Origin of the sequence: Bacillus sp. FSL R5-0576 (genome assembly GCF_038004765.1) — a bacterium.
In the GTDB taxonomy this organism is placed as follows: domain Bacteria; phylum Bacillota; class Bacilli; order Bacillales; family Bacillaceae; genus Bacillus; species Bacillus subtilis.
Window position 1 is genome coordinate 3892421 of sequence record NZ_JBBORU010000001.1, and the last position, 13015, is coordinate 3905435.

Sequence of the window (13015 nt, forward strand, 5' to 3'; positions counted from 1 at the left end):
GCATTAGTCCTGTTCTGGGTTTCTCAAGTAATAACCTACACCGCGGCGTGTGACGATCCAATTTGGATGGCTCGGGTTGTCCTCGATTTTTTCACGAAGCCGGCGGACTGTTACGTCAACCGTTCTGACATCGCCGAAGTAATCATAGCCCCAAACGGTTTGAAGCAAATGTTCACGGGTCATCACTTGTCCGATATGTTTTGCTAAATAATGAAGCAATTCGAACTCACGATGAGTCAATTCGATTGTTTCATCTCGTTTTGATACAACGTACGCGTCAGGGAAGATGACGAGAGAGCCGATATGAATCTCGTTAGAGGAAGGCTCTTCCTCCGCAGGCGCTGTTGTCAGCTGGCGGCGCAGGTTCGCTTTTACACGTGCCAAGAGCTCACGTGTGCTGAATGGTTTTGTGACATAGTCATCAGCACCGATTTCAAGCCCGATAACCTTGTCAATTTCTGAATCCTTAGCCGTCAGCATAATGATTGGCATATCGTATTTCTTTCTGACTTCGCGGCATACTTCAACGCCGTCTTTATTCGGGAGCATAATATCTAAAAGAATTAAATCAGGCTGAAGCTCTTCTACCATTTCAACGGCTTCGTTTCCGTCGTGGGCACAGTGCACTTCATAGCCTTCTTTTCTTAAGTTAAATTCCAATATATCTGCAATCGGTTTTTCATCATCTACTACAAGGATCTTTTTATCCATCATTTTGATTTTCCTCCTGCCGAATGACTTCATTTCATCTATATAACATTCGTTTCATCACTTATGGCCCATGTAAAGAATGGGTCCTTGTCTATTATAACGGTTTAAGGTCAAAAGATAAAAAAAATAAAGGTTTAGAAAAAAAACACATGTTTCACCTTTATCGCCAGTTGTTTATCTATTGTCATGCTGGTCAACTTTTTTTAAAAAAGATAACTTTATTGAAACCTCCTCTCACCGGAGTGCGTCTTTATCAATGACGTCTTCTTCTTTGAACCGGCCGAAGGGCCGGTTCTCCCTTTTTCTTCTATTATAACACTCCTCATGTTTGCCTTTTTCCTAAAAGAAAAAACGCACCTACGATTGCAGATGCGTTTGGTAAGTGGCTCGGGACGGAATCGAACCGCCGACACACGGATTTTCAGTCCGTTGCTCTACCAACTGAGCTACCGAGCCAAATGTTTTATTTTTCTCTACTAAGTAAAGTAAAATGGCGGTCCGGACGGGACTCGAACCCGCGACCTCCTGCGTGACAGGCAGGCATTCTAACCAACTGAACTACCGGACCTTACAGTAATTGCCCGGAGAGCTGTCGTGTCAGCTCTCACAGACAAATAAGGAATTTAGCAATAACGCTAAAGTAAATCAATGACCCGTACGGGATTCGAACCCGTGTTACCGCCGTGAAAGGGCGGTGTCTTAACCGCTTGACCAACGGGCCTTCACGAAATGGTGAGCCATGAAGGACTCGAACCTTCGACCCTCTGATTAAAAGTCAGATGCTCTACCAACTGAGCTAATGGCTCTTAAAGATGTCGGAATTTCTATAGAGCAAACGACTTAGATCTAGTTCTTATCTTGTACTCTATTGAAGCAGTTTCCGTAACAACGAGATTTATAATATCACGAACAAATAGAAGTGGCAATAACTTTTTTGGTTTTTTTTCATATTTTTTTCTCAGACCAACTTATATGCGGCTTTCAAACAAAAAACAAGCCCCTGATATAGGGGCTTGCAGACATATTCTATTTAGTTCGCACGGTACACACTGCGAAGGACATTTGTTTGTGAGCGGTCTGGACCGACAGAGAAAATAGAAAGCGGAATGCCTGTCAGCTGAGACACGCGCTCAAGATAATGGCGCGCATTTTCCGGAAGCTCGCTCAAGCTCTTCGCACCTGTAATATCCTCAGTCCAGCCTGGCATTTCTTCATAAACCGGCTCACATTCAGCAAGTGCCTTAAGACTTGCTGGGAATTCTTCAATGATTTCCCCTTTGTAGCGGTACGCCACACAGATTTTCAACGTTTCAATTCCTGTTAGGACGTCAATTGAGTTCAGAGAAAGATCTGTAATTCCGCTCACACGGCGGGCGTGGCGGACAACAACGCTGTCAAACCAGCCGACACGGCGCGGGCGGCCTGTTGTTGTTCCATATTCGCGTCCGACTTCACGGATTTGATCGCCGATTTCATCTTTCAGCTCAGTCGGGAAAGGACCGTCGCCGACACGAGTCGTATATGCTTTTGATACACCGACAACGTGCTTGATTTTGGTCGGGCCGACACCAGAACCGATCGTGACACCGCCGGCAACCGGGTTAGATGACGTAACAAACGGGTATGTTCCTTGGTCGATATCGAGCATAACCCCTTGTGCGCCTTCAAATAATACACGGCGCCCTTCATCAAGAGCATCGTTTAAGACAACAGATGTATCGCAAACATATTTTTTAATCTGCTGGCCGTATTCATAATATTCGTCTAAGATATCCTCAAGTTTAAACCCTTCTGTCTCGTACATTTTCTCGAGAAGACGGTTTTTTTCTTCAAGATTGCGCTCAAGCTTTTCCGCAAACGCGTCACGGTCTAACAGATCCGCGATGCGAATTCCGATGCGGGCTGCTTTATCCATGTAAGCAGGGCCGATTCCTTTTTTCGTTGTGCCGATCTTGTTAGCCCCTTTACGCTCTTCTTCCACTTCATCCAATTTCAAATGATACGGCAGAATGACGTGAGCTCTGTTGCTGATTCTCAGATTATCTGTACTCACGTTGCGCTCATGAAGATACGCAAGCTCTGTGACTAATGCTTTCGGATCTACAACCATTCCGTTTCCGATTACACACGTTTTATCCTTATAGAAAATTCCAGACGGGATTAAGTGAAGCTTATATGTGATTCCGTCAAACTTGATTGTATGCCCTGCGTTATTTCCGCCTTGATAACGGGCGATCACTTCTGCATTTTCTGATAGGAAATCTGTAATTTTACCTTTTCCTTCATCGCCCCATTGCGTACCTACTACAACTACTGAAGACATGTCCGTGCACCTCCGTTAACCTTTCAAAACGATTCTATTCAAACAAATCAAGTTTATCAGTGAAGAAACAGAAAGTCAATTGTAAATCCGAACATTAAATTATTCAAAATCTATATTCGTTCGCTTCCATTCGTTTTATAAGCGTTTTCTCACTGTTTTGTCATAAAAAGCTTGCGAAACTTTCATCCTTTAGCATAAGAAAGAATCACTTGCCTGATATCCCTTTTGAATTCATAAAAACGACCCGCCAGCCGTCCGGGTCCTCTATCGTCACGCCCCCATTGCTCCAGTACGGGTTCTCTGATTCGACCTCTTGATAGCCCATATGCTTTAGCTTTGAAGTGATCGCTGCCAGTTCATCTGCATTCGGCACATAAAAAACAAGAAGGCTGTCGGGATGGGGAACGGGAGCAGTGCTTCCCCCTTCATACTGGGTGAATTCCAAATGATAATCGGCATGAGGAAGGCCGAACATGACACCGTCATACCCGTTATGCTTTGAAAATTCTCCTATTCGTTTCAAACACAGTCCCTCTTCGTAAAAACGAATAATCTCATCAAGCTGACCCGTAGGACGTGCAATTCGGACTTGTGCTGCGTGAAAAGACGAAAAACGTTTTCCCATATTGTTACCATCTCCTTTTTGCACCATTTTATTAAAACGCTTTCAAATTATCATCCGCTGAGCGAACGGTATTTCTTCCATCTTTCGAATGAAAAAACCCCAAGAGCAGCTCTTGGGGCTTATGCGCCGGGCGGAACGCCTGCGTCATCAAAACGCCGTTCCAGGTTGACGAATTTGTTGTATTCTTTTACGAACGCAAGAGACACGGTTCCCACCGGGCCGTTACGCTGTTTGGCGATAATAATTTCGATAATATTTTTATTCTCGGTTTCTTTGTCATAGTAGTCATCACGATAAAGGAACGCGACAATATCCGCGTCCTGCTCGATACTTCCTGATTCCCGGATATCAGACATCATCGGACGTTTATCCTGACGCTGCTCAACACCCCTGGAAAGCTGAGAAAGCGCGATAACAGGGACTTGCAGCTCCCTGGCAATCGACTTCAGTTCACGGGAAATTTCAGATACTTCCTGCTGACGGTTGTCCTTTGAACGACCGCTTCCCTGAATCAATTGCAGGTAATCGATCAAAATCATGCCCAGCCCGCTTTCCTGCTTCAAGCGGCGGCACTTGGCACGGATTTCACTCACTCGAATACCCGGTGTATCGTCGATGTAAATCCCGCTGTTCGACAGGCTTCCCATTGCCATCGTCAGCTTGCCCCAATCCTCTTCGGTCAGGTTACCTGTACGGAGATTCTGGGCATTGATATTTCCCTCGGCACAAAGCATACGCATAACGAGCTGCTCTGCACCCATCTCAAGACTGAAAATCGCTACGCTCTCATCGGTCTTCGTCGCCACGTTTTGTGCGATGTTCAGGGCAAAGGCTGTTTTCCCTACTGAAGGACGGGCAGCCACAATGATCAAGTCGTTGCGCTGGAAACCCGCAGTCATCCGGTCAAGCTCCGTAAACCCTGTTGGAATTCCCGTGATATCACCTTTTCGATTGTGAAGCTGTTCGATATTATCATAGGTCTGGACAAGGACGTCCTTAATATTTTGGAAGGCACTCGTGTTTTTGCGCTGTGCCACTTCCATAATCGTTTTTTCCGCTTCACTGAGTAAATCCTCTACCTCATCCTCACGGGTATACCCGTCTTGAGCAATCGTTGTCGCAGTTCTGATTAATCGGCGAAGAATCGATTTTTCCTCAACGATTTTCGCGTAATATTCTATGTTAGCCGCTGTCGGCACCGAGTTTGCGATATCTGTCAAATATGAAATGCCGCCTACTTCTTCCAGCAGGTCTGTGTTCGCAAGCTCTGATGTGACTGTCACCAGATCAACCGGTTCACCTCGGTCTCCGAGCACCAGCATCGCATTATAGATTTTTTGGTGGGACATTCTATAGAAATCATCTGGAATCAATACTTCTGAAGCCAGTGTTAAAGCAGACGGCTGTAAAAAAATAGCGCCTAACACGGCTTGTTCGGCTTCTATATTTTGCGGAGGAAGCCGGTCATTCAGAAGGTCTGTCATGCTAAGCACCGTCCTCTCATTAAAAAATCTCCAACCTCCATTCTACCATTTCTACAGAAAAAAAATAGAAAAATTGTCTGTTTCCTGTTTTTTTCAGTTAGCAGATTGGATCGTTTCGGACAGTAACAAGGCGGGAAAAATGCAATAAAACATGAGGGAGGAATGAAAGATGATAAAGAAATATGCGATTACGCCTAATGTTGATGCGGACGGCTGGTTTATTGAGGTGGAGAATGTAGCGCCGACAGCTTTGTATACGTCTAAAGACGCCGCTATTGAAAAGGCCAAACAGGTGGCTAAGGAAAACAGTCCGTCTAAGCTTGTAATTTATGACCAGTTTAAAAATGTGGAAGAAGAACACTCATTTTAATGAATGAAAGCCTTCGCTGCAGCGAGGGTTTTTTAGCGGTTATCGGTTTATTTCATCCATTGGATGCCTATGTGCATCATCAAATCTGCCGCTTTTTGATACAGATCCCACTCCCCGATCGAAGCAAATTTCCCCATCAGCTCCTGAAGCTTTAGCCTCACTGCTATATATTCTTCGAAAGTGACAGCTTTTTCAGTGTCTATTTGGTGTTCCTTCAGCATTTGTTTTAATAAGGATAACGGTGCGTGCATAAGAACCCTCCTTACCTCTTTTATAACGGTCATTTTCCGATTGCTCTATTCCTTTGTGACATCTTCTTACATTTCACAGCTGATTCTTGTACAATGGACAGAAGAGAGGAGGGATCTTTTGTGAGACCTTTGCAAATTTCTGCTGAAACTGCACAAAAGCTTGCAGAGTCCTTGAATCTGCCGCTTGAACAGATCATGCATATGCCTCAGCATATTCTGCTTGCCAAAATGGCTGAACTGCAAAAAGAGGACAAATCATAGCCTTCATTCACATACTTGCTTACCTGTTTCGGGATAATATCATGTATATGTTAGAAAAGAGGAGTAACTGCTTTGCCACATCCACATAATAAAAAAATCCAATCATTTTGGCTGATCACCGGCATTATCTTTATCGCCTTTAACTTACGGCCCGCGATCACTTCAGTGGGTCCGGTCATCAGCTCTATCCGGGCAGAGCTGCACATGTCCAATGGGGCAGCCGGTTTTTTGACCGCACTGCCGCTGCTTTCGTTTGCAGTTCTTTCTCCACTTGCACCTAAGCTTGGACAGCGCCTCGGAAATGAGCGAACTTTATGGCTAGGTCTCGTGATACTGCTTATCGGCGTTTTGACTCGTTCTACCGGCTATACTGCAGCTTTGTTTTTCGGAACGGCACTTATCGGCGTCGGGATTGCGATTGGTAACGTACTTTTGCCAAGCTTAATCAAACATAAATACCCTGAAAAGCCAGGGATCATGATCAGCCTGTATACGACATCAATGAATATATTCGCAGCTTTAGCATCAGGTGTCAGCGTTCCTTTAGCGACCCAGATGAATGGCGGATGGAAACAGGCTTTTCTCTTATGGGGCGGGCTGGCTTTACTTGCATTGCTAATCTGGATACCTCAGCTGCGCCATCGAGATACGGCAAACCAGACAATGAAGCTGCAATCCAGTTCCATTTGGGCTTCCAAAATGGCATGGTATGTCACCATCTTTATGGGCCTGCAATCGTTTTTATTTTACAGCAGCATCGCTTGGTTTCCTGAAATTCTCCGTTCACACGGAATTGATACGGCAACAGCCGGATGGATGGTATCACTCATGCAATTTGCGAGTCTGCCTTCCACTTTTCTGACACCAGTTTTAGCTGACCGTGTGAAACAGCAGCGCGGTATCGTTGCGGCGCTGGCCTCAGTTTATCTGATCGGCCTTTGCGGATTATTAGCGGGCGGAAGCCATACATTGCTTGCCATCTGGATGATCATTATCGGTATCGGACAAGGCTCCAGCATTAGTCTGGCGCTCACTTTGATTGGTCTCCGCAGTGAAAATGCCCAACAGGCCGCTGCGCTGTCAGGCATGTCTCAGTCATTCGGCTACCTGCTGGCAGCAGTCGGGCCAATCTTTGTCGGCTATCTCTTTGACCAGACGCATTCTTGGACGATGCCTATTGTGCTTCTCATTGCTGCCCTGATCGTAATGGGAGCAGCCGGACAGGGAGCCGGACGAGATCGATACATTTTCCAGTCAGAAAAACAAAGAAATTCAGCATAAAGCGGGGAAGATATCTCCGCTTTTTTCTTTGAATATTTATGGTTTATTCATAAGTTTTTCATATTTGTTTTTTACAATGAGACACCATAAAGAGGTGAAAAACGATGAAAACCAAACGATTCGACGCAGCCCTTATTCTTATTTTGCTGGCAGCAGCTTTTTTGAATACGTATCACATTTGGCAGGATGATACAGCAAACCAGTACTATTTGGCGGCTGTAAAAAGCATGACGCAAAGCTTCCATAACTTCTTTTATGCGTCATTTGACCCTTCTGGATTTGTGACAGTAGATAAGCCTCCTGTCGTGTTATGGATTCAAACGATTTTCGCACTGATTTTCGGTGTTCACACGTGGAGTGTCATCATTCCCCAGGCTCTTGCCGGAGTTGGATCTGTCTTCCTTCTCTACAGAATGATCAAGCCGACTTTTGGAATTGGAGCGGCCCGCATTTCCGCACTTGTTATGGCACTGACCCCTATCGCAGTAGCTGTCAGCCGGACAAACAATATTGACAGCATGCTTGTCTTTACCTTACTGCTCGGTTCAGCTTGCCTGCTTCGGGCAGTAAAACAAGGCAAGCTGGTTTGGCTGCTGACGGCATTTGCCCTAATTGGGCTCGCCTTTAATATGAAGATGATGCAAGCGTTTATGGTATTGCCTGCATTTGTGTTATTCTACCTGGTTGCATATCGGGTTTCTCTGAAGAAAAAAATCGGGTCCCTGCTTCTGTCTCTTGTCCTTCTGACAGGCCTTTCACTCTCATGGGCGATTGCAGTGGATTCAGCCTCTTCCTCAAGCCGGCCTTATGTAGGAAGCAGCCAGACCAACTCAGTGCTAGAACTGGCCTTTGGCTACAACGGCACAGAGCGTCTGCTTGGGCAAACTACGGGCCTGGCAAAGGGTGATATGAATGCTGCTGGCGGAGGGAAGATGCAGAATCAAGACAACATGCAAGCGCCAAATGGCAACGGTTCATCTTTTTCTCAGAACGGAAATCAATCATTCGGAAACCATTCACAGGCGCCTCAGCCGCCTAACGGACAAACCGGCGCTCTCAATGGAGGCGGAGGTACACCTCCCACAGGTGGCAACGGACCTGGAAATGGAGGGCCTGGCGGTGGAGGCGGAAAAAGCGTGAATATGTTCGGCACCGGTGATCCTGGACCGCTTCGTCTCTTCCAATCAGCACTTTCCGGCCAAATCAGCTGGATGCTTCCATTCTCATTGATCGGATTACTGGGCGCAATCGTCAGCTGGTACCGTGATCGCCGCGGACATGCTGCTAAAATGAAAGAAACGCTATTCTGGGCGGCTTGGCTTGTTCCCGTGGCTGGTTTCTTCAGCATCGCAGGATTCTTCCACCAGTATTATTTGATTATGCTGGCACCGCCGATTGCCGCCCTTTCTGGTATCGGATGGTATACGATGCACCGCTTATACAAAAATAATCAAGACTGGTCCAGCTATCTTCTGCCGGCAGCCGTTCTGATCACAGCCGCCTTCCAGGTGTATATTCTGAGTGCTTATACAAGCCAAATCGGCAGTGTGTGGATGTATGTCCTGGGACTCGTAGGACTTGGCATCACCCTTGCACTTCTGATGCTTAAACGCAGCCATACGTTCAGTAAGCAGCTGACCATCATCAGCTTGTACGTTCTGCTTCTCACACCTGTTTACTGGTCAGCAACGCCGCTTCTATACGGTGGCAACAGCGTCCTTCCTGAATCCGGCCCGCAGCTCAAAGGCTCAGCAAACGGCGGGAACATGTTCTCTTCAGAGGTCGACAGCGGGCTCCTGTCCTATCTGAGAAAACACAATACCGGCGAAGAATATTTATTTGCTACTTTGACAACCGTAACAGCTGCGCCATACATCATTTCCGAAAATGAATCTGTTATGGCAATGGGCGGATTTAACGGCACGGATCCCATTCTGACTGTGTCGGAACTAAAAAAACTGATCAAAGAAGGCAAAGTGAAATACTTCCTTCTGTCAGAAAACAACTCAGGCAACAGCGAACTTGTTTCCTGGATTAAGAAAAACGGAAAAGAAATAACATCTGACGAGTACAGCGGTTCCTCTAGCAGCACAAACAGCGTGCAGGGAATGCGAGGAGGACCTGGCGGAGAAAGCCAGCAAACTCTTTATCTCGTGGAATAAAAAAAAGAGGCTTGGATGAATCCAAGCCTCTTTTCAATTAAGCTTCTTCTTTTACATGTACCTTTAACACAGCCTGCACTTCAGGATGCAGCTTCACAGGCACGTTCGTATATCCTAATGCACGAATGCCGTCCGGCAGTTCAAGCTTCCGCTTATCTACTTTAATGTTATGGTCTTTTTGGAGCTGTTCAGTAATTTGCTTGCTTGTCACTGAACCAAATAAACGGCCGCCCTCACCTGATTTTGCGCTAAGCTCAACAGTCAGTTTTTCTAATGTCTCTTTCAAGCTATTAGCCTGCTCAAGCTCAGCAATGGCTTCTTTTTTCTCTTTCTGCTTTTGTCCGTTTAGCGCGCTGATGTTTGAAGCGTTCGCTTCAACCGCGAGGCCTTTTTTAATTAGAAAGTTATGCGCATAACCGTCTGCTACGTTTTTGACTTCGCCTTTTTTTCCTTTTCCTTTTACATCTTGTAAGAAAATAACCTTCATCTCTGTACGCCTCCCTCAAAATACTCATCTATGGCGTGCTTCAGCCGTTCCAGCGCTTCAGAAATTGAAATGCCGGACAACTGAGTCGCCGCATTTGTTAAATGCCCTCCGCCTTCCAGGGCCTCCATGATGATTTGAACATTTACCTCGCCAAGCGACCGCGCACTGATACAAACCGTTTGTTCATCCCTTCTCGCCACCGCAAATGAAGCCTCAACCTCACTCATCGACAGCAGCGAATCGGCAGCCTGCGCAATCAGCACTTGATCGAAGTATTCCTCTTCATTTTCAGGAAGAGAAGCAATCGCAATGTTATCTTTATAGAGGACCGTATGCTGGATCAGCTTCGCCCGTTTAATATAGGAATCAACGGTTTCTTTCAGGAACTTCTGCACCAGCACCGTGTCGGCTCCTTTTGCCCTTAAATAAGAAGCCGCATCAAAAGTCCGCGAGCCCGTGCGGAGAGAAAAGCTCTTTGTATCCACTATTATACCAGCTAATAGGGCTGTTGCTTCAATCATATTGATTTTTAAACGCTTCGGCTGATATTCAAGCAGCTCTGTCACCAATTCCGCTGTGGAAGAAGCGTATGGTTCCATATAAACAAGCAGCGGATCTCTGATAAACTCCTCACCTCTTCGGTGATGGTCGATGACCACGATATGTTCAATTTTATTGACCAGCCGTTCCTCCATGACGAGTGACGGCTTATGTGTATCAACGATCACAAGCAGTGTGTCATCATTGGAAATCTCCATTGCTTCTTCAGGCGTAATAAATCTTGACCACAGTTCTTCATATTTTTTGATTTCCCCAATCAAACGCTGCACACTTGATCCGATTTGGTTTGGGTCAATCACGATAAAACCATCTTTGTTATTTGCCTGAGCCACCTTTAAAATCCCGATCGCTGCGCCGATAGAATCCATGTCGGGGAATTTATGCCCCATGATAATCACATTGCTGCTTTCGGTGACGATTTCCTTTAAGGCGTGAGAAATCACGCGGGCCCGCACCCTTGTTCGTTTCTCCATTGGGTTTGTTTTACCGCCGTAAAACTTCACCTTGCCGTTTGGCAGCTTAATGGCTACCTGGTCTCCGCCGCGTCCCAGTGCTAAGTCCAAGCTGGATTGCGCCAAATCGCCAAGTTCTTTCAGGGAAGAGACTGAAGCCCCGACACCGACGCTTAACGTCAGCGCTACACCGTCAAATGAGGTTTTTTCCCGCACTTCATCAAGAATCGAAAACTTCGAATTTTCGAGTTCAGTTAAGATGTGTTCATTAAGTACAGCGATAAAGCGTTCTGAAGACGTCCTTTTCAAGAAGATCCCGTACTCCTGCGCCCAAGCGTTCAGCAAAGATGTCACCTGGCTGTTCATCGTGCTTCTCGTCTGGTCATCCAATCCTTGTGTCACATCATCATAGTTATCAAGGAAAATATATGCCAAGACGGTTCTTTCGTTTTCATATAGCTTTTCAATCTGAATTTGTTCTGTTACATCAAAGAAATATAAGAGACGCTCATCCCGTTTGATGACAACCCTAAACTTGCGGTCATTCAATGTAACCGTTTCCGATTCCACCTCTTGTTTGATAAGCGGCACTACCGATTCACAAGTATCGTAAAGTGATCTCCCCACTAAAGTGCTTTCATTAAAACAAGAGGAAAGAAACGGATTTGCCCATTCTATATAATATTGGTCATTAAAAAGCATGATTCCAATCGGCATTTCCATCAATGCCTCTTCACCGACTTTTTTCAACCTGTAGGACAACGTAGAAATATAAGCATCAATCTCTTGTCGAATAAGAGAATCAGCACGCTTAATAAAAAACAAAATAACTGCCAGCAGCAGCACTTCGACGGTTCCTAATATCCAGTTAAAATAAAAGCTGATGAGGATTGTAATAATTGACAGAGCAATCAATGCATAGATGGGATACCGAAACAGCGGTTTTTCATAAAAGCTTGGCATTTCTATCACTCCCCACCATGTGAGTAAAACTCATGTTCACTTCACCTTATTCCTTATATGAAAGCCCATATCTAAAACGCCTAAAATGCGAATGGCTGCCATGAAGACCGGATGCACAAACCCAAGTATGACAGCAATCACAGCCGCAGCCTTTGGATATTGTTTCTTATGGCAATAGAAAAAGATAAATGATAACCCTTGGATGAAAATCAGAAACCCGAGTATAAACTCCCCATTTAAAGCGATAGAGTACAGCATTTGGCCTTTTTCTAAAGGCAAAAATGAAAGCATGACAATAATCAAATACAGTACTACAACACTTTGCGGAAACTTCAACTCTCTAAAAGGCTTTAGATTAGGAATATCGGGGGAGAATCGCCTTAAGAGCGGCTTAGCGATAAGGTAACTGAGGAAAGAAAAAATAACTCCTACCATCACAATAGCTGTTGGAAAAAGATATTGAACGATACCCAATTGTTCTTCCATCAGTTTTAATTGCTTCTCAAACTGTCCAGCATTGCCCGACTGCTTCGCTACAGTTTCTACAATATCAAGAGATTGCCGGTATTGTGCCATCGCCTCATCAATGATATTGATACCCAAAAACTGAATGCTTATCACAAAATAGAAGACAATACTAAGCATATAAATAAGAGCGCCCGAAATAATGGCGTGCCCGGGCTCTTTCCTTTTGAAAAAATGTCCCATGGCAATGCCGGCGCAAGCTGACATAAAAGCTACAATAAGCCCGTTAAAGGACCCGACAATAAAAACAACCGGAAGACTGACAGCGCCCATCCATATCCCTAGCTTCAATCCATGTCTGATCGTATACAAGATCATTGGCAGCGGCAGTGCAAATAACAGAATTGTTCCAATCACAGGAACATAAACGACCAGAAGCGTGATGATCGCAAACAGACTGATTAAAATAGCACCTTCCATTAAAGCTCTCGTTTGTTTCACTTAGTCACCTCGTATCATCCTGAACATACGAATAGAAAAGAGCAGCATAAACGACTGCTCTTTTTCATCGCTGCAACATACGTTGCACCGAATGTTTTTATATCATCTCTAAATTTTA

General features: G+C 45.2%; 12 protein-coding genes and 4 tRNA genes. 4 read left to right on the forward strand and 12 right to left on the reverse strand.

The window, feature by feature from the left end:
- Positions 1-3: 3 nt before the first annotated feature.
- The 8 genes from walR to dnaB all read right to left on the reverse strand — a co-directional run bounded on the left by walR (position 4) and on the right by dnaB (position 5143).
- Positions 4-711 (reverse strand): cell wall metabolism DNA-binding response regulator WalR, encoded by a 708-nt coding sequence (gene walR, locus NX903_RS19915; RefSeq protein ID WP_003244363.1) that lies wholly within the window; start codon positions 709-711, stop codon positions 4-6.
- Positions 712-1094: 383 nt separating this feature from the next.
- Positions 1095-1167, reverse strand: a tRNA-Phe gene (locus tag NX903_RS19920).
- A 35-nt stretch (positions 1168-1202) separates the two neighbouring features.
- Positions 1203-1279: transfer RNA gene (locus NX903_RS19925), tRNA-Asp, on the reverse strand.
- 81 nt (positions 1280-1360) lie between these two features.
- Positions 1361-1432 (reverse strand) — tRNA-Glu (locus NX903_RS19930).
- Between the two features lie 9 nt (positions 1433-1441).
- Positions 1442-1517: transfer RNA gene (locus NX903_RS19935), tRNA-Lys, on the reverse strand.
- 224 nt (positions 1518-1741) lie between these two features.
- Positions 1742-3034: an adenylosuccinate synthase gene (gene purA / locus NX903_RS19940; protein ID WP_003226929.1), complete on the reverse strand. Its 1293-nt coding sequence runs from the start codon at positions 3032-3034 to the stop codon at positions 1742-1744.
- Between the two features lie 205 nt (positions 3035-3239).
- Positions 3240-3659, reverse strand: a complete 420-nt coding sequence (locus tag NX903_RS19945) for a VOC family protein (protein WP_046381477.1) — start codon at positions 3657-3659, stop codon at positions 3240-3242.
- Between the two features lie 119 nt (positions 3660-3778).
- Positions 3779-5143, reverse strand: coding sequence for a replicative DNA helicase (gene dnaB / locus NX903_RS19950; protein WP_003226923.1), 1365 nt, complete (start codon positions 5141-5143; stop codon positions 3779-3781).
- Between the two features lie 169 nt (positions 5144-5312).
- Between dnaB and NX903_RS19955 the strand changes: the two genes are divergently transcribed.
- Entirely contained in the window at positions 5313-5513 is a 201-nt protein-coding gene (locus NX903_RS19955) for a DUF2188 domain-containing protein (protein ID WP_003226922.1), read from the forward strand.
- 47 nt (positions 5514-5560) lie between these two features.
- On the opposite strand, the gene NX903_RS19960 is transcribed toward NX903_RS19955, so the two are convergent.
- The gene (locus tag NX903_RS19960) at positions 5561-5764 is read right to left on the reverse strand and encodes a hypothetical protein (RefSeq protein WP_015250806.1); all 204 of its coding nucleotides are present in this window, start codon (positions 5762-5764) and stop codon (positions 5561-5563) included.
- A gap of 120 nt (positions 5765-5884) precedes the next feature.
- On the opposite strand from NX903_RS19960, the gene NX903_RS19965 reads away from it, so the two are divergent.
- The 3 genes from NX903_RS19965 (at position 5885) to NX903_RS19975 (ending at position 9468) form a co-directional block, all read left to right on the forward strand.
- Positions 5885-6025 carry a YycC family protein gene (locus tag NX903_RS19965; protein WP_003242786.1) on the forward strand — a complete coding sequence of 47 codons (141 nt, stop codon included), beginning with the start codon at positions 5885-5887 and terminating at the stop codon, positions 6023-6025.
- A 72-nt stretch (positions 6026-6097) separates the two neighbouring features.
- Positions 6098-7306, forward strand: a complete 1209-nt coding sequence (locus tag NX903_RS19970) for a CynX/NimT family MFS transporter (RefSeq protein ID WP_003226917.1) — start codon at positions 6098-6100, stop codon at positions 7304-7306.
- A 104-nt stretch (positions 7307-7410) separates the two neighbouring features.
- Positions 7411-9468 carry a glycosyltransferase family 39 protein gene (locus NX903_RS19975; protein WP_086344539.1) on the forward strand — a complete coding sequence of 686 codons (2058 nt, stop codon included), beginning with the start codon at positions 7411-7413 and terminating at the stop codon, positions 9466-9468.
- Positions 9469-9505: 37 nt separating this feature from the next.
- Here the strand turns inward: NX903_RS19975 and rplI are convergent, their stop codons facing one another.
- Genes rplI through NX903_RS19990 form a run of 3 tightly spaced genes read right to left on the reverse strand, consistent with a single transcriptional unit; the run spans position 9506 to position 12897 of the window.
- A complete protein-coding gene (gene rplI, locus NX903_RS19980) occupies positions 9506-9955 on the reverse strand; it encodes a 50S ribosomal protein L9 (protein WP_086344540.1) in 450 nt (149 codons plus the stop codon).
- Entirely contained in the window at positions 9952-11931 is a 1980-nt protein-coding gene (gene gdpP, locus NX903_RS19985) for a cyclic-di-AMP phosphodiesterase GdpP (protein WP_086344541.1), read from the reverse strand. Before gdpP ends, rplI begins: the two co-directional genes overlap by 4 nt.
- A gap of 36 nt (positions 11932-11967) precedes the next feature.
- A complete protein-coding gene (locus tag NX903_RS19990) occupies positions 11968-12897 on the reverse strand; it encodes a YybS family protein (protein WP_086344542.1) in 930 nt (309 codons plus the stop codon).
- Positions 12898-13015: the final 118 nt, after the last annotated feature.

Bases quoted from the DNA above. Each gene is read 5' to 3' on its own strand.
- walR (WP_003244363.1), bottom strand. From the start codon at position 711: ATGGATAAAAAGATCCTTGTAGTAGATGATGAAAAACCGATTGCAGAT.
- purA (WP_003226929.1), bottom strand. From the start codon at position 3,034: ATGTCTTCAGTAGTTGTAGTAGGTACGCAATGGGGCGATGAAGGAAAA.
- NX903_RS19945 (WP_046381477.1), bottom strand. From the start codon at position 3,659: ATGGGAAAACGTTTTTCGTCTTTTCACGCAGCACAAGTCCGAATTGCA.
- dnaB (WP_003226923.1), bottom strand. From the start codon at position 5,143: ATGACAGACCTTCTGAATGACCGGCTTCCTCCGCAAAATATAGAAGCC.
- NX903_RS19955 (WP_003226922.1), top strand. From the start codon at position 5,313: ATGATAAAGAAATATGCGATTACGCCTAATGTTGATGCGGACGGCTGG.
- NX903_RS19960 (WP_015250806.1), bottom strand. From the start codon at position 5,764: ATGCACGCACCGTTATCCTTATTAAAACAAATGCTGAAGGAACACCAA.
- NX903_RS19975 (WP_086344539.1), top strand. From the start codon at position 7,411: ATGAAAACCAAACGATTCGACGCAGCCCTTATTCTTATTTTGCTGGCA.
- rplI (WP_086344540.1), bottom strand. From the start codon at position 9,955: ATGAAGGTTATTTTCTTACAAGATGTAAAAGGAAAAGGAAAAAAAGGC.
- gdpP (WP_086344541.1), bottom strand. From the start codon at position 11,931: ATGCCAAGCTTTTATGAAAAACCGCTGTTTCGGTATCCCATCTATGCA.